The sequence below is a fragment of the Pseudomonas proteolytica genome, from assembly GCF_007858275.1.
Taxonomy (GTDB): domain Bacteria; phylum Pseudomonadota; class Gammaproteobacteria; order Pseudomonadales; family Pseudomonadaceae; genus Aquipseudomonas; species Aquipseudomonas proteolytica.
In genome coordinates this window covers 41,913-63,114 of the sequence record NZ_VFEV01000041.1, presented here as the reverse complement: position 1 = coordinate 63,114, position 21,202 = coordinate 41,913, and the positions used below count along the sequence as shown (strand labels likewise).

19 protein-coding genes, 4 tRNA genes and 1 pseudogene are annotated in these 21,202 nt (G+C 59.0%); 18 read left to right on the top strand and 6 right to left on the bottom strand.

Annotated features, from left to right (window positions below; all coding sequences use genetic code 11):
• Positions 1 to 314 precede the first annotated feature (314 nt).
• The gene (rpsT, locus tag FIV38_RS24535) at positions 315 to 593 is read right to left on the bottom strand and encodes a 30S ribosomal protein S20 (protein WP_029292043.1); all 279 of its coding nucleotides are present in this window, start codon (positions 591 to 593) and stop codon (positions 315 to 317) included.
• Positions 594 to 846: 253 nt separating this feature from the next.
• Between rpsT and murJ the strand changes: the two genes are divergently transcribed.
• From murJ to ispH, 6 genes are all read left to right on the top strand, one after another.
• Entirely contained in the window at positions 847 to 2,385 is a 1,539-nt protein-coding gene (gene murJ / locus FIV38_RS24530) for a murein biosynthesis integral membrane protein MurJ (protein WP_092230500.1), read from the top strand.
• Between the two features lie 118 nt (positions 2,386 to 2,503).
• Positions 2,504 to 3,442: a bifunctional riboflavin kinase/FAD synthetase gene (gene ribF / locus FIV38_RS24525; RefSeq protein WP_029292040.1), complete on the top strand. Its 939-nt coding sequence runs from the start codon at positions 2,504 to 2,506 to the stop codon at positions 3,440 to 3,442.
• Positions 3,443 to 3,455: 13 nt separating this feature from the next.
• Positions 3,456 to 6,287, top strand: a complete 2,832-nt coding sequence (gene ileS / locus FIV38_RS24520) for an isoleucine--tRNA ligase (RefSeq protein ID WP_070994145.1) — start codon at positions 3,456 to 3,458, stop codon at positions 6,285 to 6,287.
• Positions 6,280 to 6,789: a signal peptidase II gene (gene lspA / locus FIV38_RS24515; protein WP_029292036.1), complete on the top strand. Its 510-nt coding sequence runs from the start codon at positions 6,280 to 6,282 to the stop codon at positions 6,787 to 6,789. The genes ileS and lspA overlap by 8 nt, the downstream gene beginning before the upstream one ends.
• Positions 6,790 to 6,796: 7 nt before the next feature.
• A complete protein-coding gene (fkpB, locus tag FIV38_RS24510) occupies positions 6,797 to 7,234 on the top strand; it encodes an FKBP-type peptidyl-prolyl cis-trans isomerase (protein WP_169851210.1) in 438 nt (145 codons plus the stop codon).
• Positions 7,235 to 7,373: 139 nt separating this feature from the next.
• Complete coding sequence (gene ispH / locus FIV38_RS24505; RefSeq protein WP_029292032.1) at positions 7,374 to 8,321, top strand: 4-hydroxy-3-methylbut-2-enyl diphosphate reductase; 948 nt, start codon at positions 7,374 to 7,376, stop codon at positions 8,319 to 8,321.
• On the opposite strand, the gene FIV38_RS24500 is transcribed toward ispH, so the two are convergent.
• Positions 8,275 to 8,856 (bottom strand): GspH/FimT family pseudopilin, encoded by a 582-nt coding sequence (locus tag FIV38_RS24500; RefSeq protein WP_029292030.1) that lies wholly within the window; start codon positions 8,854 to 8,856, stop codon positions 8,275 to 8,277. The two genes, ispH and FIV38_RS24500, sit on opposite strands and share 47 nt — an antisense overlap.
• A gap of 203 nt (positions 8,857 to 9,059) precedes the next feature.
• Here FIV38_RS24500 and pilV point away from each other — a divergent pair, with 203 nt between their 5' ends.
• From pilV to thiO, 5 genes are read left to right on the top strand one after another with little or no spacing between them, the layout of a single operon-like run.
• Entirely contained in the window at positions 9,060 to 9,545 is a 486-nt protein-coding gene (pilV, locus tag FIV38_RS24495) for a type IV pilus modification protein PilV (protein WP_371923835.1), read from the top strand.
• Positions 9,542 to 10,249, top strand: a complete 708-nt coding sequence (locus FIV38_RS24490) for a PilW family protein (RefSeq protein ID WP_092230494.1) — start codon at positions 9,542 to 9,544, stop codon at positions 10,247 to 10,249. The genes pilV and FIV38_RS24490 overlap by 4 nt, the downstream gene beginning before the upstream one ends.
• 34 nt (positions 10,250 to 10,283) lie before the next feature.
• Positions 10,284 to 10,775, top strand: coding sequence for a pilus assembly PilX family protein (locus FIV38_RS24485; RefSeq protein WP_092230491.1), 492 nt, complete (start codon positions 10,284 to 10,286; stop codon positions 10,773 to 10,775).
• 12 nt (positions 10,776 to 10,787) lie between these two features.
• Complete coding sequence (locus tag FIV38_RS24480; RefSeq protein WP_070994138.1) at positions 10,788 to 11,186, top strand: type IV pilin protein; 399 nt, start codon at positions 10,788 to 10,790, stop codon at positions 11,184 to 11,186.
• Positions 11,187 to 11,245: 59 nt separating this feature from the next.
• Positions 11,246 to 12,346 carry a glycine oxidase ThiO gene (gene thiO, locus FIV38_RS24475; RefSeq protein WP_070994137.1) on the top strand — a complete coding sequence of 367 codons (1,101 nt, stop codon included), beginning with the start codon at positions 11,246 to 11,248 and terminating at the stop codon, positions 12,344 to 12,346.
• Positions 12,347 to 12,396: 50 nt separating this feature from the next.
• Here the strand turns inward: thiO and FIV38_RS24470 are convergent, their stop codons facing one another.
• Positions 12,397 to 12,630: a PP0621 family protein gene (locus tag FIV38_RS24470; protein ID WP_029292019.1), complete on the bottom strand. Its 234-nt coding sequence runs from the start codon at positions 12,628 to 12,630 to the stop codon at positions 12,397 to 12,399.
• 127 nt (positions 12,631 to 12,757) lie between these two features.
• Positions 12,758 to 13,783, bottom strand: a complete 1,026-nt coding sequence (locus FIV38_RS24465; protein ID WP_029292017.1) for an outer membrane protein assembly factor BamD — start codon at positions 13,781 to 13,783, stop codon at positions 12,758 to 12,760.
• Positions 13,784 to 13,932: 149 nt separating this feature from the next.
• Here FIV38_RS24465 and rluD point away from each other — a divergent pair, with 149 nt between their 5' ends.
• From rluD to FIV38_RS24430, 7 genes are all read left to right on the top strand, one after another.
• Positions 13,933 to 14,895, top strand: a complete 963-nt coding sequence (gene rluD, locus FIV38_RS24460) for a 23S rRNA pseudouridine(1911/1915/1917) synthase RluD (RefSeq protein ID WP_029292014.1) — start codon at positions 13,933 to 13,935, stop codon at positions 14,893 to 14,895.
• A complete protein-coding gene (gene pgeF, locus FIV38_RS24455) occupies positions 14,892 to 15,617 on the top strand; it encodes a peptidoglycan editing factor PgeF (RefSeq protein ID WP_029292012.1) in 726 nt (241 codons plus the stop codon). The genes rluD and pgeF overlap by 4 nt, the downstream gene beginning before the upstream one ends.
• A gap of 154 nt (positions 15,618 to 15,771) precedes the next feature.
• The gene (clpB, locus tag FIV38_RS24450) at positions 15,772 to 18,336 is read left to right on the top strand and encodes an ATP-dependent chaperone ClpB (protein ID WP_092230488.1); all 2,565 of its coding nucleotides are present in this window, start codon (positions 15,772 to 15,774) and stop codon (positions 18,334 to 18,336) included.
• Between the two features lie 303 nt (positions 18,337 to 18,639).
• Positions 18,640 to 18,715: transfer RNA gene (locus tag FIV38_RS24445), tRNA-Asn, on the top strand.
• Between the two features lie 9 nt (positions 18,716 to 18,724).
• Positions 18,725 to 18,801 (top strand) — tRNA-Pro (locus FIV38_RS24440).
• A gap of 5 nt (positions 18,802 to 18,806) precedes the next feature.
• A tRNA-Lys gene (locus FIV38_RS24435) sits at positions 18,807 to 18,882 on the top strand.
• Between the two features lie 188 nt (positions 18,883 to 19,070).
• Positions 19,071 to 19,147 (top strand) — tRNA-Pro (locus tag FIV38_RS24430).
• Positions 19,148 to 19,315: 168 nt separating this feature from the next.
• Here the strand turns inward: FIV38_RS24430 and FIV38_RS24425 are convergent.
• Both FIV38_RS24425 and FIV38_RS24420 read right to left on the bottom strand, forming a co-directional pair.
• On the bottom strand, positions 19,316 to 20,635 hold the full coding sequence (locus FIV38_RS24425; protein WP_092230485.1) for a site-specific integrase: 1,320 nt from the start codon (positions 20,633 to 20,635) through the stop codon (positions 19,316 to 19,318).
• Positions 20,632 to 20,883, bottom strand: a pseudogene (locus FIV38_RS24420) (conjugal transfer nickase/helicase domain-containing protein); the annotation flags it as partial. The pseudogene FIV38_RS24420 and the gene FIV38_RS24425, both read right to left, overlap by 4 nt.
• Between the last annotated feature and the right edge of the window lie 319 nt (positions 20,884 to 21,202).

Sequence of the window (21,202 nt, the reverse complement as noted above, 5' to 3'; positions counted from 1 at the left end):
GGGGGGCTGCGAAGCAGCCCCAAAACCAGCCGCTGCGGTGTATCTGGTACAACGCATTCGTCTTATTGGGGCTGCTTCGCAGCCCAGCGCGGGGCAAGCCCGCTCGCCACAACTGCGCTATCTGCCTGGATTTAGGCGTTGCGGCAAAGTTGTGTAGATACCTATGCTGCGATAGCGGTTTAACAGTCGACATCTGTGTTGAATGTTATGTGCCCGTCGCAGGCAAGCCAGCTCCCGCATTTGTTTTGGGGTTGGCATAAATCGTAGGCAATAAAAAACCGACCCTGGGGTCGGTTTTTTAACAAGCTTATCGCTTAGGCTGCAACAGCAAGGTTCAGAGCCTTGATGTGGCCATTCAGACGACCTTTATGGCGAGCAGCTTTGTTCTTGTGGATGATGCCTTTATCGGCCATACGGTCGATAACTGGCACGGCCAGAACGTAAGCAGCTTGAGCTTTTTCAGCGTCTTTTGCGTCAATGGCCTTAACTACATTCTTGATGTAGGTACGAACCATGGAACGCAGGCTGGCGTTGTGGCTGCGACGCTTCTCAGCCTGTTTTGCACGTTTTTTGGCGGAAGGTGTGTTGGCCACCGTCGAGCTCCTCGAAAGACTTTTTAGGAAATAGCAAACAAAATAGGCCGCGAATCATGCCGATGAGTTGAAGTCTTGTCAAGGGCGGCTGATGCGAACTGCTGAGTGGTCGATCTGAAGAGGCGGGTTATTTATTTCCGGCGCTTGACCTGTAAACTCGCGAGCTTTGGCTCTGTGCTGTTGCAGGCGCGCAGTATCGCATAAGTGGGCGCTTTGTTCGCCTGCTCTTTATCTATAGGCAAAAACTCTTTCAATGAATCTGCTCAAGTCGTTGGCCGCCGTCAGCTCTATCACGATGATTTCCAGGGTTCTGGGGTTTGTACGTGACACCCTCATTGCACGTATTTTTGGCGCGAGCATGGCCACGGATGCCTTCTTTATCGCCTTCAAGCTGCCCAACCTGCTGCGACGGATCTTCGCCGAGGGTGCGTTTTCCCAGGCATTTGTGCCGATTCTGGCGGAATACAAAACCCAGCAAGGCGAGGAGGCCACCCGCACCTTCATCGCCTACGTCTCGGGCCTGTTGACCCTGGTGCTGATGCTGGTGACCATCGCCGGGATGCTCGCCGCACCCTGGATTATCTGGGCCACGGCGCCCGGTTTTGCCAACACCCCGGAAAAATTCGCCCTCACCAGCGATCTGTTGCGGGTGACCTTTCCTTATATATTGCTGATCTCCCTATCGTCCCTGGCGGGCGCGATCCTCAATACCTGGAATCGTTTCTCGGTGCCGGCGTTTGTGCCGACCCTGCTTAACGTCAGCATGATCATCTTTGCGTTGTTCCTCACGCCGTACTTCGATCCGCCGGTCATGGCGCTCGGCTGGGCAGTGCTGGCCGGTGGCCTGGCGCAACTGTTGTATCAGCTGCCGCACCTGAAAAAGATCGGCATGCTCGTGTTGCCGCGCCTCAATCTCAAGGACACTGGCGTGTGGCGCGTGATGAAAAACATGCTGCCGGCGATTCTCGGGGTGTCGGTCAGCCAGATCTCCCTGATCATCAACACTGCGTTTGCTTCGCTGCTGGTCTCCGGCTCCGTGTCGTGGATGTATTACGCCGACCGTCTGATGGAATTGCCATCCGGCGTGCTGGGCGTGGCGCTGGGCACCATTTTGCTGCCGACCCTGGCACGAACCTATGCCAGCAAGGACCGCCATGAATACTCGCGCATTCTCGACTGGGGCCTGCGCCTGTGCTTTGTGCTGGTGCTGCCATGCGCCCTGGCCCTGGGAATCCTGGCGGAGCCGCTGACGGTTTCGCTGTTCCAGTATGGCCAATTCAGTGCCTTTGATGCCTTGATGACCCAGCGCGCGCTGGTCGCTTATTCGGTGGGGTTGCTGGGGATTATTGTGATCAAGGTCTTGGCGCCGGGCTTTTATGCCCAGCAAAACATTCGTACCCCAGTGAAAATCGCCATTTTCACCCTGGTGGTCACCCAACTGTTCAACCTGATATTCATCGGGCCGCTGGCTCACGCCGGCCTGGCCCTGGCTATCAGCGCCGGCGCCTGCATCAATGCTGGCCTGCTGTTTTATCAACTGCGTAAACAAAAAATGTATCAGCCGCAGCCAGGCTGGGGCGTGTTTGCCCTCAAGTTGCTGCTGGCCGTGGCCGTGATGTCGGCAGTATTGCTGGGGCTGATGCATTGGATGCCGGCGTGGGACGAAGGGCAGATGCTCGAGCGATTCCTGCGCCTTGGCCTGCTGGTCGTGGCCGGGGTGATCGCCTACTTTGGCATGTTGTTGCTGCTGGGCTTCCGTCTGCGGGATTTCAATCGCAAGGCGCTGAATTGATCGCAATCAACAATAAGCCGGCTGTTTTTTCGATTCGAATCATTTGGCCTGTGCTGTTGCCTGTCGTCCGGGGCCGGGTGTGGTTATAATCGACCACTTTATGAGCAAGAAGCGCGTTATGCAGCTGGTTCGAGGTCTCCACAACCTGCGCCCCGAGCATCGGGGCTGCGTCGCCACTATTGGCAACTTTGACGGTGTTCACCGTGGCCACCAGGCTATCCTGGCGCGGCTGCGCGAGCGCGCAGTCGAGTTGGGTGTGCCCAGCTGCGTGGTGATTTTCGAGCCGCAGCCCCGTGAATTCTTCACCCCCGAGACGGCCCCGGCCCGTTTGGCCCGCTTGCGGGACAAACTGCAGCTGCTGGCCGAAGAAGGCGTGGACCGGGTCTTGTGCCTGGCGTTCAACCAGCGTTTACGCAGTCTCAGCGCCACCGAGTTCGTCGACCGTATCCTTGTCGATGGCTTGGGTGTGCAGCATTTGGAGGTCGGTGACGACTTCCGCTTCGGTTGCGACCGGGTAGGGGATTTCGATTTCCTGCAACAAGCCGGCGTAACCCAGGGGTTTACCGTCGAAGCCGCGCAAACCGTTGAACTGGACGGTCTGCGCGTGAGCAGCACCCAGGTGCGAAATGCCCTGGCCGCTGCCGACTTCGCCTTGGCCGAGCGTTTGCTCGGTCGCCCGTTCCGGATTGCCGGGCGGGTCCTGCACGGCCAGAAGCTGGCGCGCCAACTGGGCACGCCAACCGCCAACGTGCAACTCAAGCGCCGTCGCGTGCCACTGACCGGGGTGTATCTGGTGAGTGTCGAGATCGACGGCCAACCGTGGCCCGGAGTCGCCAATATAGGCGTCAGGCCAACGGTTGCAGGTGATGGCAAGGCCCACCTGGAAGTTCACCTTTTGGATTTTGCCGGGGATTTGTATGACCGGCGTTTGACGGTGGTTTTCCACCAAAAGCTGCGTGAAGAGCAGCGATTCGCCTCCCTTGAGGCGTTGAAAACGGCGATCAATGCGGATGTCGCCGCCGCCCGTGCACTAGCCGCACCTAGCGCCCATCGCTAATGAAGAGCCTTAAATGACCGACTATAAAGCCACGCTAAACCTTCCGGACACCGCCTTCCCAATGAAGGCCGGCCTGCCACAGCGCGAACCGCAGATCCTGCAGCGCTGGGACAGTATTGGCCTGTACGGAAAGTTGCGCGAGATTGGCAAGGATCGTCCGAAATTCGTCCTGCACGACGGCCCTCCTTATGCCAACGGCACGATTCACATCGGTCATGCGCTGAACAAGATTCTCAAGGACATGATTATCCGCTCGAAAACCCTTGCGGGCTTCGATGCGCCTTATGTCCCGGGTTGGGACTGCCACGGCCTGCCGATCGAACACAAGGTCGAAGTGACCTACGGCAAGAACCTGGGCGCCGACAAGACCCGCGAGCTGTGCCGTGCCTACGCCACCGAGCAGATCGAAGGGCAGAAGTCCGAATTCATCCGCCTGGGTGTGTTGGGCGACTGGGACAACCCGTACAAGACCATGAACTTCAAGAACGAGGCCGGTGAAATCCGTGCCTTGGCCGAGATCGTCAAGGGCGGCTTCGTTTTCAAGGGCCTCAAGCCCGTGAACTGGTGCTTTGACTGCGGCTCGGCCCTGGCCGAAGCGGAAGTCGAGTACGAAGACAAGAAGTCCTCGACCATCGACGTCGCGTTCCCGATTGCCGACGACGCCAAGCTGGCCGGGGCCTTTGGCCTGGCGAGCCTGGCCAAGCCAGCTGCCATCGTGATCTGGACCACCACCCCGTGGACCATCCCAGCCAACCAGGCGCTGAACGTGCATCCGGAATTCACCTACGCCCTGGTGGACGTTGGTGATCGCCTGCTGGTGCTGGCCGAGGAAATGGTCGAGGCCTGCCTGGCCCGCTACGAGCTGCAAGGCTCGGTGATCGCCACCGCCACCGGCTCTGCGCTGGAACTGATCAACTTCCGTCACCCGTTCTATGACCGCCTGTCGCCGGTGTACCTGGCTGACTACGTCGAACTGGGTTCGGGTACCGGTGTGGTTCACTCCGCGCCGGCCTACGGCGTGGACGACTTCGTGACCTGCAAAGCCTATGGCATGGTCAACGATGACATCCTCAACCCGGTGCAGAGCAATGGCGTGTACGCGCCTTCGTTGGAGTTCTTCGGCGGCCAGTTCATCTTCAAGGCCAACCAGCCGATCATCGACAAGCTGTCGGAAGTCGGTGCGCTGCTGCACACCGAAACCATCAAGCACAGCTACATGCACTGCTGGCGCCACAAGACCCCGCTGATCTACCGCGCCACCGCGCAGTGGTTCATCGGCATGGACAAAGAGCCAGTCGCCGGCGAAACCCTGCGCAAGCGTGCGATCAAAGCCATCGAAGACACCAAGTTCGTCCCGGCCTGGGGCCAGGCACGTCTGCACTCGATGATTGCCAACCGTCCGGACTGGTGCATCTCCCGCCAGCGCAACTGGGGCGTGCCGATCCCGTTCTTCCTGAACAAGGAAAGCGGCGAACTGCACCCACGTACCGTCGAGTTGATGGAAGTGGTGGCCCAGCGCGTTGAACAGGAAGGCATCGAAGCCTGGTTCAAGCTGGATGCCGCTGAGCTGCTGGGCGACGAAGCGCCGCTGTACGACAAGATCAGCGACACCCTCGACGTGTGGTTCGACTCCGGTACCACCCACTGGCACGTACTGCGTGGTTCGCACCCGATGGGTCACGAGACCGGCCCGCGTGCCGACCTGTACCTGGAAGGCTCGGACCAGCACCGTGGCTGGTTCCACTCGTCCCTGCTGACCGGCTGCGCCATCGACGATCACGCCCCGTACCGCGAACTGCTGACCCACGGCTTCACCGTTGACGAGAACGGTCGCAAGATGTCCAAGTCCCTGGGCAACGTGATCGCGCCGCAGAAGGTCAACGACACCCTGGGCGCCGATATCATGCGCCTGTGGGTGGCTTCCACCGACTACTCGGGCGAGATGGCCGTTTCGGAGCAGATCCTGCAACGCAGCGCCGATGCCTACCGCCGTATCCGCAATACCGCACGCTTCATGCTGTCGAACCTGACCGGCTTCAACCCGGCCACCGACATCCTGCCGGCGGAGGAAATGCTCGCCCTGGACCGTTGGGCCGTGGACCGTACCCTGTTGCTGCAGCGCGAGTTGCAGGAACACTACGGCGAGTACCGGTTCTGGAACGTCTATTCGAAGATCCACAACTTCTGCGTGCAGGAGTTGGGTGGCTTCTACCTCGACATCATCAAGGACCGCCAGTACACCACCGGCGCCAACAGCAAGGCGCGCCGCTCGGCGCAAACCGCGCTGTATCACATCTCCGAAGCGCTGGTGCGCTGGATCGCACCGATCCTGGCCTTCACCGCCGACGAACTGTGGGAGTACCTGCCGGGCGAGCGTAACGAGTCCGTGATGCTCAACACCTGGTACGAAGGCCTGACCGAATTGCCGGCCGACTTCGAACTGGGCCGCGAGTACTGGGAAGGTGTGATGGCCGTCAAGGTTGCGGTGAACAAGGAACTGGAAGTCCAGCGTGCGGCCAAGGCCGTCGGTGGCAACCTGCAAGCCGAAGTCACGCTGTTTGCCGAGGAGGGCCTGACCGCCGATCTGGGCAAGTTGAGCAACGAACTGCGCTTCGTGCTGATTACCTCCACAGCCAGCCTCGCGCCATTCGCCCAGGCCCCGGCTGATGCGGTGGCTACCGAAGTACCGGGCCTCAAGCTCAAGGTGGTCAAGTCGACCTTCGCCAAGTGCGCCCGTTGCTGGCACTGCCGTGAAGATGTTGGCGTGAACCCTGAGCATCCGGAAATCTGCGGTCGTTGCGTCGACAACATCAGCGGTGCTGGCGAGGTTCGCCACTATGCCTAAATCCAGCCGTTTCGGACGTCTGGGTTGGCTCGTATTGAGCTTGCTGGTCCTGGTCATCGACCAGGTCAGCAAGGCTCACTTCGAGGGCTCCCTGGAAATGTTCCAGCAGATCGTGGTGATTCCTGACTACTTCAGCTGGACCCTGGCCTACAACACCGGCGCTGCGTTCAGTTTCCTGGCTGACAGTGGCGGTTGGCAGCGCTGGCTGTTTGCCCTGATCGCCGTGGTGGTCAGCGCGGTGCTGGTGGTCTGGCTCAAGCGCCTGGGCCGCAACGACACCTGGCTGGCTATCGCCCTGGCACTGGTGCTGGGCGGGGCCCTAGGCAATCTGTACGACCGCATTGCCCTTGGCCATGTGATCGACTTCATTCTGGTGCACTGGCAGAACCGCCATTATTTCCCGGCGTTCAATTTTGCCGACAGCGCCATCTGCGTTGGCGCTGTCATGCTGGCGCTGGATATGTTCAAGGGCAACAAACCCGGAGAAGCCGTAAATGACTGAACAAGTATTGGCCGAACAACGCATTGGCCAGAACACGGAAGTCACCTTGCATTTTGCATTGCGCCTGGAGAATGGCGACACGGTCGACAGCACGTTCGACAAGGCCCCGGCGACCTTCAAGGTCGGCGACGGCAACCTGCTGCCGGGCTTCGAAGCGGCACTTTTCGGCTTCAAGGCAGGCGACAAGCGCAACTTGCAGATCCCGCCGGAAAACGCCTTTGGCCAGCCCAACCCGCAAAACGTACAGATCATCCCGCGTTCGCAGTTCCAGGATATGGAGCTGTCGGAAGGCTTGCTGGTGATCTTCAACGATGCGGCGAATACTGAACTGCCCGGCGTGGTCAAAACCTTTGATGACACTCAGGTGACTATCGACTTCAACCACCCGTTGGCCGGCAAGACCTTGACCTTTGATGTTGAAATCATCGACGTTAAAGCGCTCTAACTGACGATTCCGGCCTATTGTAGGAGCGAGCTAGATCGCGAAGGTCTTCAACGAAAATCCTGGCATCCTGAATGATCGCGGTGCCTGTGAAATTTTCGCGAGCAAGCTCGCTCCTACATGGCAAGACACGAGGCACAGCATGCAAATCAAACTCGCCAACCCCCGTGGCTTCTGCGCCGGCGTGGACCGGGCGATCGAAATCGTCAATCGCGCCCTGGAAGTCTTCGGGCCACCGATCTACGTGCGCCATGAAGTTGTCCACAACAAGTTCGTGGTCGAAGACCTGCGGGCTCGCGGCGCGATTTTTGTCGAGGAACTGGAACAGGTGCCGGATGACGTTATCGTCATTTTCAGCGCCCACGGCGTGTCCCAGGCCGTGCGCACCGAAGCGGCAGGCCGCGGCCTGAAAGTCTTCGACGCGACGTGCCCGCTGGTTACCAAGGTGCATATCGAAGTGGCACGCTACAGCCGTGACGGCCGTGAGTGCATCCTGATCGGCCACGCCGGCCACCCGGAGGTCGAAGGCACCATGGGGCAGTACGACGCCAGCAATGGCGGCGCGATCTACCTCGTGGAAGACGAAAAAGACGTCGCCGAACTGCAGGTGCATAACCCTGAAAAGTTGGCATTCGTGACCCAGACCACCTTGTCGATGGATGACACCAGCCGCGTCATTGATGCCCTGCGTACTCGTTTTCCCGCCATTGGTGGGCCACGCAAGGACGATATCTGCTACGCCACACAAAACCGCCAGGATGCCGTCAAACAACTGGCCGACGAGTGCGACGTAGTACTGGTGGTGGGTAGTCCCAACAGCTCCAACTCCAATCGTCTGCGTGAGCTGGCCGAACGCATGGCTACTCCGGCATACCTGATCGATGGCGCCGAAGACCTGCAACGCAGTTGGTTCGACGGTGTCGAGCGTATCGGTATCACGGCGGGCGCCTCGGCGCCGGAAGTCTTGGTGCGTGGCGTCATCCAGCAGTTGCAGGCGTGGGGCGCGACAGGCGCCGATGAACTGGCAGGGCGTGAAGAAAACATTACTTTTTCCATGCCCAAGGAGCTGCGGGTTCGTTCGCTGCTCTGAGCCCTGTCTCGCTGGTGTACCCGCGGCACAATGCCTGCTCGGCCTTGTCGCTGCGCAAGCTGATCCGGCCGCTGGGTGCCAGCACTACCTGATGCAGGCTCAGCGGCTGCTCCGCTGAGCACACATGCACGGTGCCGGCACGAAACCCTCCCGCAGACAGCAGGGGTTCGCCCAGCCCGCTGAAACGAATCTGTGTGCGCACCGGTGTATTGCCTACGATGGGAGTCCGCCCATTGTCCTGGCGCTCCAGCAGTACCGGGTTGTCGTCGTCCAGATGGCCGCGCCCATTCATGTCCACCACCACCCTCCAGCCTTTGCTCCAGTCGTCATCCAGTGCATGGATGACGACCGTCCGATTGCGAGCAATGGCTTGGGTGCGGGCGTAGCGCAGGCCGGAGGCCAGTGCCTGTGCCGCGCTCAGTCGCGTTTGTGAGTCCATCAGGCTCTTGAATCCGGGCACTGCCAATTGCGCCAGGATGCCGCTGACGATCAAACCGAGCAGCAATTCGATCAATGTGAAACCGCGTTGTTTCATACATCGTCCCTCCGTGGACAGTTCATTTGCTTGTGACAGGAATAGTTATAGCGGCGGTCCACGACTGCGCAGTGATGGCCTTCCTGTCCAAAGTATTTCCCTATATTCCGAGGGGCAGCGCGGCTGCCAGGGCGGCGCTAGTCTTGGACAACCCACGGCCATCTCGGCCGTTTTTATGACCCTCGACAAGGATGACGATGGCTATGCGAGCCTGCCCGATAACGTGTTGTACTCCCGTCCCCGCCGCTCGGGAGGTTGGCATGAGCCTGATCGAAGTACTGGTCTCGCTGCTGATTCTCGGCGTCGGCCTGCTGGGGGCCGGGTTGATCCAGCTGAATGCACTCAAGTACACCGACAGCTCCAGAATGATCAGCCAGGCGAGTTTCATCGCCTATGACATGCTCGACCGGATCCGCGCCAACGCGGGTGCTGACTACTCCTGGGAAAGTGGCGATAGCTGGGCAGCCAACACCTTGGCCGCGAGTGTCCGCGACCTGGACTTGCACGACTTCGAGGCCAATATCCGCCACTTGGCTGGCGATTCCGCCAAAGGTTCGATTGCGATCAGCCAGCGCGAGGTGACTATCAACATCAGTTGGGATGATTCGCGTGCAGCCAATGCTGACAACACCCGTGAAACATTCACCCTGACCAGTCGTGTCGCGGTTGATCCGAGGCCTGTGCTATGAGGCGCTCCAGTGCGGGCTTTGGCCTGGTCGAGGCACTGCTGGCGACGCTCCTGGGGTTACTTGTAGTCCTGGCGGCCGTCCAGGTAACACTGGCTGCCCGAAGCACTGCGGCCAGCCAGCACGCCTCGGCGCTATTGCAGGATGATGGGCGGTTTGTCCTGGGCAAGATGCTCCAGGAGATTCGCTTGGCGGGGATGTTCGGTTGCCTGTCCCTGCCTTTGATTGCTCAGGCGCCTGCTGACTTTTCCAGGCCCGTCAGTGTGCTGGTCAATGGTGCCTCAACCAGCCTGACGCTGGTCACGGGCGATGTCGGCGACCAGGGCAGTCGTCCTGACTGGACGGTGCTCAGCAATTGTATTGACAGTGCTCAGGCCTATTCGGGGGTCCCCCCCAAGCCAGGGACCGGGCAGATCGCTTTTCCCGTGCGCAAGCTGACCTACACCTTTGAGTCAGGGCAACTGAAGATCAGCACTCCAACAACCCCGGCCAAGGCGGTGCTGGTGGATAACGTGGGGGCGTTCGAAATGAGTTTCGGGATGGCCAGCCGGCCCGGGTCCAGTGTCGTGACCCGGTATGACAGCCACCCCAGCGACGAATCGCTGATCCGCACTGTGCGTGTGGCGTTGACGCTCCGCGATCCGGCACGTCGCGCGCGCGACCAGATCTACAGCGCCGTCGCAGCTGTGCGTAATCGCCTTGAATAGTGGGCTCCGGATATCGGCCTCCAGGCAGCGCGGCATGGTGCTCTTGATCAGCCTGGTATTGCTGCTGCTGTTGACGGTTCTCGGGCTGTCATCGATGCAGGGCGCAACGTCGCAGGAGCAACTCGCCGGCAGCATCAGGCACCGCAACTTATCGTTTCAAGCGGCCGAAGACGGGCTCAGGCGCGGTGAGTCGGCTGTGCAGGCGCATGGGTTCGGTTTGCCGGCCTGTCAGTCGCAAGTCACCTGCGCACCGCCAAAAGAGGCGTATGCCATCAGCCAGCCGGGTGTCGATCCGGTCTCGGTCATCGCCTGGGTCGGCCTGAAGGGGGGCGTATACGGTATTCAAAACCTGGGGCCCGGTATCGGAATGGCACATTTGCCGCCCAATACCCCCGCAACTTTATATCGGGTCACGGCTGTGGGGTTCAGCGGTCAGTCGCGCACCGTTCTGGAGAGCGTCTTTGCGCGCGTCGACCCGGATGCCGGTGGGGGATTTCGACGAGTTCTATGGCGACAACTTCAATAGGTGAGCATCACGATGAGCGGCAACTGCAAAGGATTCACCTTGATAGAGTTACTGATTGCACTAGCGATCATTGCCACATTGGCTGCGGTGGTTTATCCGGGGTACAGCGCCCATGTGAAAAAGGCCTACCGCACAGAAATCGTCGGGCTGCTCACGGAGCAAGCCCAGCAGCTGGAACGCTATTACGTGAGAAATGGCACTTTTATTGATGCCAGCGGCGTCAGTACCGGTAATGATCGCTATAGAATCACGGTGATACTGAACCCGCAGGACTTCACCCTGACCGCGACGCCTCTTGCCGGCGCGATGCTGGGTGATACTTGTGGTGAGTTCAGCTTGACCAGCACTGGCGCGCGGGCTAATCCCGGCGCGGTGCCCGGCACCACTCGTCAGGAGTGCTGGGGGCGATGAGGCTGGTGGGCGACGGGGTGCCAGGGGTACTCCTTTCTTTTCATGGGCTGGATCGAACAATGACTAAGCAACAGCAAGTCGTAGTGGTGGGTGGTGGTGTTATCGGGCTGTTGACGGCGTTCAACCTGGCAACGCAGGGGCAGGCAGTGGTCGTGCTGGACCGTTCATCGGTCGGGCAAGAGTCTTCCTGGGCCGGTGGCGGGATTGTTTCGCCGTTATACCCGTGGCGCTACAGCCCGGCCGTCACGGCGCTGGCCCATTGGTCCCAGGATTTCTATCCGCAATTGGCCCAGCGCCTGTTTGCCGCCACCGGTGTGGATCCCGAGGTTCATACCACCGGCCTTTATTGGCTGGACCTCGACGACGAGGCCGATGCCCTGGCCTGGGCTGCACGGGAAGGTCGGCCATTGAGCAAGGTGGATGTGTCGGCCGCCCGTGATGCGGTTCCTGTGCTGGGGGCAGGGTTTTCACAGGCCATTTATATGGCAGACGTGGCCAACGTGCGTAATCCGCGCCTGGTCAAATCCCTGAAGGCTGCGTTGTTGGCGTTGCCCGGGGTGACCTTGCATGAGCATTGCGCGGTACAGGGCTTTATCCAGGAGGGCGGCAGCATCGTCGGGGTCAATACGGCTCAGGGTGAGGTGCGTGGCGATCAGGTCGTGCTCGCGGCCGGGGCCTGGAGTGGTGAATTGCTGGACAGCCTGGGGCTGACGTTGCCCGTGGAGCCGGTCAAGGGGCAGATGATTCTGTACAAGTGCGCCTCGGACTTTCTGTCGAGCATGGTCCTGGCGAAAGGGCGCTATGCGATTCCACGCCGGGATGGGCACATCCTGGTTGGCAGTACGCTGGAACATGAAGGCTTCGACAAGACGCCGACCGAACCGGCCCTGGAAAGCCTGAAAGCCTCGGCGGTGGAGTTGATTCCGGCACTGGCGGATGCCGCCGTGGTGGGGCATTGGGCCGGGTTGCGGCCAGGTTCGCCCGAGGGCATCCCTTATATTGGCAAGGTGCCAGGGTTTGAAGGGCTGTGGCTCAACTGCGGGCATTACCGCAACGGCCTGGTATTGGCACCTGCGTCTTGCCAGTTGTTTGCTGACTTGCTGTTGGGGCATGAGCCGGTTATTGACCCCGCTCCCTATGCGCCCGTTGGTCGGATATAAGCGTGGGCCCTTGTAGGAGCCGGCAAGCCAGCTCCTACGGTTCCAGGCTTTCAGCGTTCGATAGACTTTGGTCCCTGCTCGAGGTGCGCCTGGGTGCAGTACCACTCCTGCTGCTGGCTCAATGCCCGGTCCTGAGGCAGATGTACGCCACAGTGGGCACAGCGAACCATGGGCGCGGCGCCTTGTTCGCGGGGCTGTTGCTGCGTAGAAGCGGAGCGCTTGAACTTGCGCCAGAACCATACCGCAGCAGCAATCAGGGCAATCCAGAACAGTAAACGAACCATGGCAGGCAGCTTCTCGACAGGGAATGCGGCAGTTTAGCCAAGGATGTTAACGGCGCACAGGGTAATAAAGTCGCGTCATGAAAAAAGGAGCCCCGAGAGGCTCCTTCTTGCGCTGCCAGACTGGTTTTCAGTCAAAGACACCGAACGTCATGTAGCTGAACCACGAGCGATCCTGGTTGTTGCCCAGGGCCTCTGGTGCTTCTTCCTCGATCACGTCGCCGTTCTCGTCATGGGGCTTGAGCTCGGACGGGATGGAGTCCTTGGCGTCCTGATACTGCTTGAGGATGTCCTGGTTGGCGCGGGTTTCACCTGGCGGCAACGGCGGACGGGACTCGATCAGGCCCAGGGTGTACTTGCTCAGCCACGAGCGGTTGTCCGCTTCGGCAACCTGCGGCACAAACTGGCCGTCTTTCAGGCTTGGGTGGTCTGGGTAGTTGAGTTTCAAGGTCTGCAGGCTGGTGTCCGCCAGGGTATCCAGATGCAGGCGCATGTAGGCTTCGGTCATTACTGCCAGGCCATCACCCACCGAAGGGGTTTCCTGGAAGTTTTCCACTACATAGCGGCCACGGTTGGCGGCAGCGACATAAGCCTGGCGCGTCAGGTAGTAGTGGGCTACGTGGATTTCGTAGGAAGCCAGCAGGTTGCGCAGGTAGATCATGCGCTGCTTGGCGTCCGGCGCGTAGCGGCTGTTGGGGAAGCGGCTGGTCAGTTGGGCGAACTCGTTATAGGAGTCGCGCGCAGCACCAGGGTCACGCTTGGTCATGTCCAGCGGCAGGAAGCGCGCCAGCAGGCCAACGTCCTGGTCAAACGAGGTCAGGCCCTTGAGGTAGTAGGCGTAGTCCACGTTCGGGTGTTGCGGGTGCAGGCGGATAAAACGCTCGGCAGCGGACTTGGCAGCTTCCGGCTCGGCGTTCTTGTAGTTCGCGTAGATCAGTTCGAGCTGGGCCTGGTCGGCATAGCGGCCAAACGGATAACGCGACTCCAAGGCCTTGAGCTTGGCCGTGGCGCTTGTGTAGCTATTATTGTCCAGGTCGGCCTGAGCCTGCTGGTACAGCTCGACTTCACTGAGGTTTTCGTCGACGACGTCCTTTGTTGACGAGCAAGCAGCAGTCATGGCGAGGATGGCGATCAGCAGCAGGTGTTTCACTTGCATGGCGGCTTGCGTCCCTATGACGGCCGCTGTCTTGGGCGGGGCCGTCCTGTTATGATGAGCGCCCCGATGAAAGCCTCGGGGCAAAAGACGCCGTATTTAACCACAAGCGCGCAGCCGAAACCAAAGGCTGTGCCACGCCTAGTCTGAGCATGTCCGATAAAATTGAACTTCGCGCAGAGGTGCCGTCCGAATTGGGCGGCCAACGCCTCGATCAAGTCGCCGCACAACTATTCGCTGAGCACTCGCGCTCGCGCCTTTCCGCCTGGATCAAAGACGGCCGCCTGACTGTGGATGGAGCGGTTATCCGCCCGCGAGACATAGTTCATGGCGGTTCGGTTCTTGAGCTGACTGCCGAGCAGGAAGCCCAGGGAGAATGGATCGCCCAGGACATCGAGCTGGATATCGTCTATGAAGACGACGACATCCTGGTGATCAACAAACCCGCAGGCCTGGTGGTTCACCCGGCGGCCGGGCACGCTGATGGCACCTTGCTCAATGCCTTGTTGCACCATGTGCCGGACATCATCAATGTCCCGCGCTGCGGCATTGTCCACCGCCTGGACAAGGACACCACCGGTCTGATGGTGGTGGCCAAGACCATCCAGGCACAGACGCAGTTGGTCACACAATTGCAGAGCCGCAGCGTCAGCCGCATCTATGAGTGCATCGTGATTGGTGTGGTCGTGGCGGGTGGCAAGATCAACGCGCCTATCGGTCGTCATGGCCAGCAGCGCCAGCGCATGGCGGTGATGGAGGGTGGCAAGCAGGCCGTCAGCCACTACCGCGTGCTGGAGCGTTTCCGTTCCCACACCCATGTGCGGGTCAAGCTGGAAACCGGCCGTACCCACCAGATCCGGGTGCATATGGCGCATATCAACTTCCCGTTGGTCGGCGATCCGGCCTACGGTGGTCGCTTCCGTATTCCGCCGGCCGCCAGTGTGACCATGGTCGAATCGTTGAAGTCGTTCCCGCGCCAGGCGTTGCATGCACGCTTCCTGGAGCTGGATCATCCGACGAGCGGTGAGCGGATGAGCTGGGAATCGCCACTGCCCGACGATTTTGTCTGGTTGCTGTCGCTACTCAAGCAAGACCGCGAGGCCTTTGTCGGATGAGTGACTGGCTGATTCCTGACTGGCCTGCGCCGGCCGGGGTGAAAGCCTGTGTCACTACCCGTGCGGGCGGCGTCAGTCTGGCGCCGTTCGACAGTCTGAATCTGGGCGATCATGTCGAGGACAGCCTTGGGGCTGTACTTGAGAATCGCCGTCGTCTCACTGCCGCGTTCGATATCCAGCCGGCCTGGCTGCGCCAGGTCCATGGTGTCGTCGTGGTCAAGGCCGATCCGGGGCAGATTGCCGAGGCAGATGGCAGCTGGACCGATACGCCCGGCATCGCCTGCACGGCGATGACCGCCGATTGCCTGCCGGCCTTGTTTTGCAACAAAGCCGGGACCCGGGTTGCCGCTGCCCATGCCGGTTGGCGTGGACTGGCCGCGGGAGTGCTGGAAGCTGCCGCCGAAAGCCTGGACACTGCGCCTGCCGACGTACTGGTCTGGTTAGGCCCGGCGATTGGCCCGAAGGCCTTTGAAGTGGGCCCAGAAGTGCGTGAAGCCTTCGTGCAGCAACATCCGCAAACCGCGCAGGCTTTCGTTCCCAGCCATAATCCTGGCAAGTTCCTGGCCGACATCTATCAGTTGGCGCGTCTGCGCCTGGCTGCGCGCGGTATCACCGCCGTTTATGGTGGCGGTTTGTGTACGGTGACCGACCCACGCTTCTTTTCTTACCGGCGCAGCCCGCGCACCGGTCGATTTGCCTCCCTGATCTGGCTCGAACGCTAGACTCTGCTGATCCATATCATGCATTGCCGGCTTGAATCCTCCAGAATCCACCCCATCTATAAGGGTATCTGGCAGGTTTCTTCATTCAGGATGCGTTAATCGCGAGCAAGCTCGCTCGCACATAGCTCCGGCCTGCTCAAAAGGAAGGTGACTAATGCGTATTGATCGTTTAACCAGCAAATTACAATTGGCGTTATCGGATTCCCAATCCCTGGCGGTTGGCCTCGACCATCCGGCCATTGAGCCCGCGCACTTGATGCAGGCGCTCCTCGAACAGCAGGGTGGTTCGATCAAACCCCTACTGATGCAGGTGGGCTTTGACGTCAACAGCCTGCGCAAGGAATTGAGCAAAGAGCTCGACCAGCTGCCGAAAATCCAGAATCCGACGGGCGACGTGAATATGTCCCAGGATTTGGCGCGCCTGCTCAATCAGGCGGACCGCCTGGCTCAGCAGAAGGGCGACCAGTTCATCTCCAGCGAACTGGTGCTGCTCGCTGCCATGGACGACAACAGCAAGCTCGGCAAGTTGTTGCTGGGCCAGGGCGTGAGCAAAAAGGCCCTGGAAAATGCCATCAACAACCTGCGCGGCGGCGAGGCGGTGAATGACCCCAATCACGAGGAGTCGCGCCAGGCCCTGGACAAATACACCGTCGACCTGACCAAGCGCGCCGAAGACGGCAAGCTGGACCCGGTGATCGGGCGTGACGATGAAATTCGTCGCACCATCCAGGTCCTGCAGCGACGCACCAAGAACAACCCGGTGCTGATCGGCGAGCCTGGCGTGGGTAAAACCGCCATCGCCGAAGGCCTGGCCCAGCGCATCATTAATGGTGAGGTGCCGGACGGCCTCAAGGGCAAGCGCTTGCTGTCCCTGGACATGGGCGCGTTGATCGCCGGTGCCAAGTTCCGTGGTGAGTTCGAAGAGCGCCTCAAATCCCTGCTTAACGAACTGTCGAAGCAGGAAGGGCAGATCATTCTGTTTATCGACGAACTGCACACCATGGTCGGCGCCGGTAAAGGCGAAGGCTCGATGGATGCGGGCAACATGCTCAAGCCAGCACTGGCTCGGGGCGAGTTGCATTGCGTTGGCGCGACCACGCTCAACGAGTACCGCCAGTACATTGAAAAGGACGCGGCCCTTGAACGTCGTTTCCAGAAAGTCCTGGTGGAAGAGCCGAGTGAAGAAGACACCATCGCGATCCTGCGTGGCCTGAAAGAGCGTTATGAGGTCCACCACCGGGTAGCAATCACTGATGGCGCGATCATTGCGGCGGCCAAGTTGAGCCATCGCTACATCACTGACCGTCAGTTGCCGGACAAGGCCATCGACCTGATCGACGAAGCGGCCAGCCGTATTCGCATGGAAATCGACTCCAAGCCTGAAGTGCTGGACCGCCTTGAGCGCCGCCTGATTCAACTGAAAGTCGAATCCCAGGCGCTGAAGAAAGAGGACGATGACGCGGCGAAGAAACGCCTGGAAAAACTCCAGGAAGAAATCGTCCGCCTGGAACGTGAGTATTCGGACCTGGAAGAAATCTGGACCTCGGAAAAAGCCGAAGTGCAGGGTTCCGCACAGATCCAGCAAAAGATCGAGCAGTCGCGCCAGGAGCTGGAAGCTGCCCGCCGTAAAGGCGACCTGAACCGCATGGCCGAGCTGCAGTACGGGGTGATCCCGGATCTGGAGCGCAGCCTGCAGATGGTCGACCAGCATGGTCACAGCGAAAACCAGTTGCTGCGCAGCAAGGTGACCGAGGAAGAAATTGCCGAGGTTGTGTCCAAGTGGACCGGCATTCCGGTGTCGAAGATGCTGGAAGGCGAGCGTGACAAGCTGTTGCGTATGGAAAGCCTGTTGCACCAGCGCGTCATCGGCCAGGAAGAGGCGGTGGTGGCTGTGTCCAACGCGGTACGGCGTTCGCGCGCCGGGTTGTCCGACCCGAACCGCCCGAGTGGCTCGTTCATGTTCCTCGGCCCGACCGGCGTGGGTAAGACCGAGTTGTGCAAGGCCCTGGCCGAGTTCCTCTTTGATACAGAAGAGGCGATGGTGCGTATCGATATGTCCGAGTTCATGGAGAAACATTCCGTGGCTCGCTTGATCGGGGCGCCACCAGGCTATGTGGGCTACGAGGAAGGTGGCTACCTGACCGAAGCGGTACGGCGTAAGCCTTACTCGGTGATCCTGCTGGATGAGGTCGAGAAGGCTCACCCGGACGTGTTCAACGTGTTGCTGCAAGTGCTGGAAGATGGCCGGCTGACGGACAGCCACGGGCGTACCGTGGATTTCCGTAATACGGTGATCGTGATGACCTCCAACCTGGGCTCGGTACAGATCCAGGAAATGGTCGGGGATCGTGAAGGTCAGCGTGCTGCGGTAATGGATGCGCTGACCAGCCACTTCCGCCCGGAATTTATCAACCGGGTCGATGAAGTGGTGATCTTCGAGCCTCTGGCGCGGGATCAGATCGCGGGCATTACCGAGATCCAGTTGGGCCGCCTGCGCAGCCGTCTGGCGGAGCGCGAGCTGATGCTGGAACTGAGCAGCGAGGCCTTGGACAAGTTGATCGCCGTGGGTTACGACCCGGTGTATGGCGCACGGCCATTAAAACGTGCGATCCAGCGCTGGATCGAGAACCCGTTGGCCCAACTGATCCTGTCGGGCAGCTTTATGCCGGGGACCAGCGTCAAGGCCACCGTGGAAAACGACGAAATCGTCTTCCACTAAGTGCCGATTGGGTGGTTATAAGCAAAGGCCCCGCATTGCGGGGCCTTTTTTTTCGATAGGGCGTTGAACTGTAAGGCAAAGGCTTGTAAAGTGCGCCCCGCAGCAACGTCAGCCCACGGGTTTCTTCTCCCCAAGGAGAAATCAGAAAGAAGCGCAAATCATTGTCTTAAAAGCAATTTAAAGGGTTGACAGGGGTTTTTAAGATTGTAGAATAGCGCGCCTCAGACACGCTAACGTAGCGATACGGACAGCGTCGAAGAGAAGGATACACCGCAGTAAAAGTTGTACTTTGAAATATGTAGTTCCGTGATAGCTCAGTCGGTAGAGCAAATGACTGTTAATCATTGGGTCCCAGGTTCGAGTCCTGGTCACGGAGCCAATTTCAAACCGGGGTATAGCGCAGTCCGGTAGCGCGCCTGCTTTGGGAGCAGGATGTCAGGAGTTCGAATCCCCTTACCCCGACCATTTTTGGGTCGTTAGCTCAGTTGGTAGAGCAGTTGGCTTTTAACCAATTGGTCGTAGGTTCGAATCCCACACGACCCACCATTTTTGAGACCAGTTAGCGCTGGAATCAAATCTTAGAATCAGAGGTTCTAGCTCTGATAGAGGCGGTTTTACGGTTTTGGAAAGTGTTACAGCACTTAGATATCGCCGTAGACATGCAGCCGTCTGAGGCGAACAGTAGTTTTGGTTCGTCATGATGTCAATGTGCATCGGATTTGCGATGCGCATTCCGGGGTATAGCGCAGTCCGGTAGCGCGCCTGCTTTGGGAGCAGGATGTCGGGAGTTCGAATCCCCCTACCCCGACCATATTTAATGAAAAAAGGCGTCTTTATGGCGCCTTTTTTTTGCCTTGAGCAAAGTGGTACCGTTCGTCTGAAAAAATACGGATTTCGACCTGGTGCTTTATTCCGGGCATGCGAAAGCCTCTGGCCAACCAGAATACCCTATAGCCAGTGCGCTTTGACTATGATCGTACTAAGGCGATGCTCGGGAAAATGATGAGCTTCGCATTGAATGCTCAGTTGAGGTGCGTTTCCTGAATGTGCCGACACCAAGCCCGCTCGCCATTAGCGTCAATAGTAGACTCTGCTCTACTTGATCTACTGGTGGGTCCATAGAGCATGTCGTTGACTCGCGATGCAGTTGCGCAGATGCGAGCTCGAGAGCCCTCTGTAGCGCGCCTCGGCCAGTCGACTTGGTCGGCCGATCAATACTGACCTCTGTGCTGCTAGATTGTTGTGGAGCTGGCAGCTTCTTGGGCTCTGGTTGAGCGGTTTCCTGTGAATGCACACCTATCTTGGCGGGTAAGGGGGCAGAGGGTGTGCCACTTGGATCAACCCGTCTCACTCGGCTTAGAGCGCCCTGAGCCAGACTCCGCTCATGCAGAACAGCACGCATATGGTCGTAGTCCGCCTCTATGTAATTCATCGTGGTCGCTAGATTCGAATGATTCAGCAGGCTTTTCGTGAGATGAATGTTTCGCTCAGGCTGCTTCATCAAGTCTGTTGCTAATGTGTGCCTGAAGCGGTGAGGGGTCATGCGCACGCCGATCTTATCGGTGAGCTTGCCGTACATTGACTCCACCTGGTCGATGTTCATTTCCTTGCCATGGAAGTGACGAGAGAATCTGTTGACGTTGAACAGTTGATCGTCTGGTGAAAAACCTATTTTCTCGGCCTCCCCCAGGATCCTGGATAAGTGTGGAGCGAGTCCTTCCATAATGGGGAGGAAAAACTCCCGATGGGTCTTCTCTGTTTCACCGCGGACCAAGATCATCTGGCTGTCCCAGTCGATATCTTTGTAGCGCAGGCACAGCAGGGCATTCAGACGTATGCCTGTGTAATAAAACATCTCGAAGACGCTGAGCCAGAACCAGGCAGGTGTGATCTGGCTACGTTCATGCGTACAACGTTCTTGGCCTACAAGGGATATGAGCCAGTTGCGTGCTCGTTGGATGGCGTCTCCATTGATTGTCTTGCTGGCCCGCTTTGGTGGGATAACGCTGGTTTTCTTGAATGGGTTGATCTTGGTATGGGTCATCAGGCCGTGTTCTATGGCGTAGCCCCAAACAGTTCGAAGGTGATTTGAATAGGTGTTCCAGCTGCGTTTGGATAATCCGTTCTCAAGGACTTTTTTTCGCCATGTCAGAACCGCACGATGATCGATCTCCTCAACTGAGGCCGTTCGGAAATGCTTAAGTAGTGCTTTGGTCGATGCACGATAGATCTTTGCACTGGCAGGCCGCAGATCATGGGCAAAGATGTATTCCTCCGTCAGATTCGAGGGCGTCGTCATTGTGGCGGCTCCGTTGCTTCTGACTTCAAGGACAGGCTGATATTGTCGAAGGGAACCTCAGAGAAGATTGTTCGCGGGTCTAGTAGTAAGTACCCCTTGAGCTGCTTGGATTTTCGAGGTCCAACGACGTCACAGGTCCAAATATTCAGACTCTTATGCGTTTTTCGATGAAGTTTCTGTTTCTCGAAACTACGTTGAACCAGCTGCCAGGCGCTGACTTGCTGTACTTTGGCTTGCTGTTTGTTTGCGCCGATGCCGAATTGACCCACGTGCCGAGATTTTACTGAGCCCCTCTGAATTCTTGCGAACCAATGCCAGTGCTGCATTTCGTTAGATTGGACTTGGGTCAGTCTTTAGTCGGCGCGTGGATCAATTCGGCATCGGCGCCAACACCATCTTGCTCTGGAACAGCGCCATGGGCATGGCGCGCAGTCTTTGGCAGAGACGCAGACGAACCTGGCCGTAAGCGAACGGGAGCGTGCCCTGCTGACGGAACATTTAACCCGAGCTAAAACCCAACTGACCGAGTTGACCACAGACAAGCAGCTCCTCCTGCAAGATAACGCG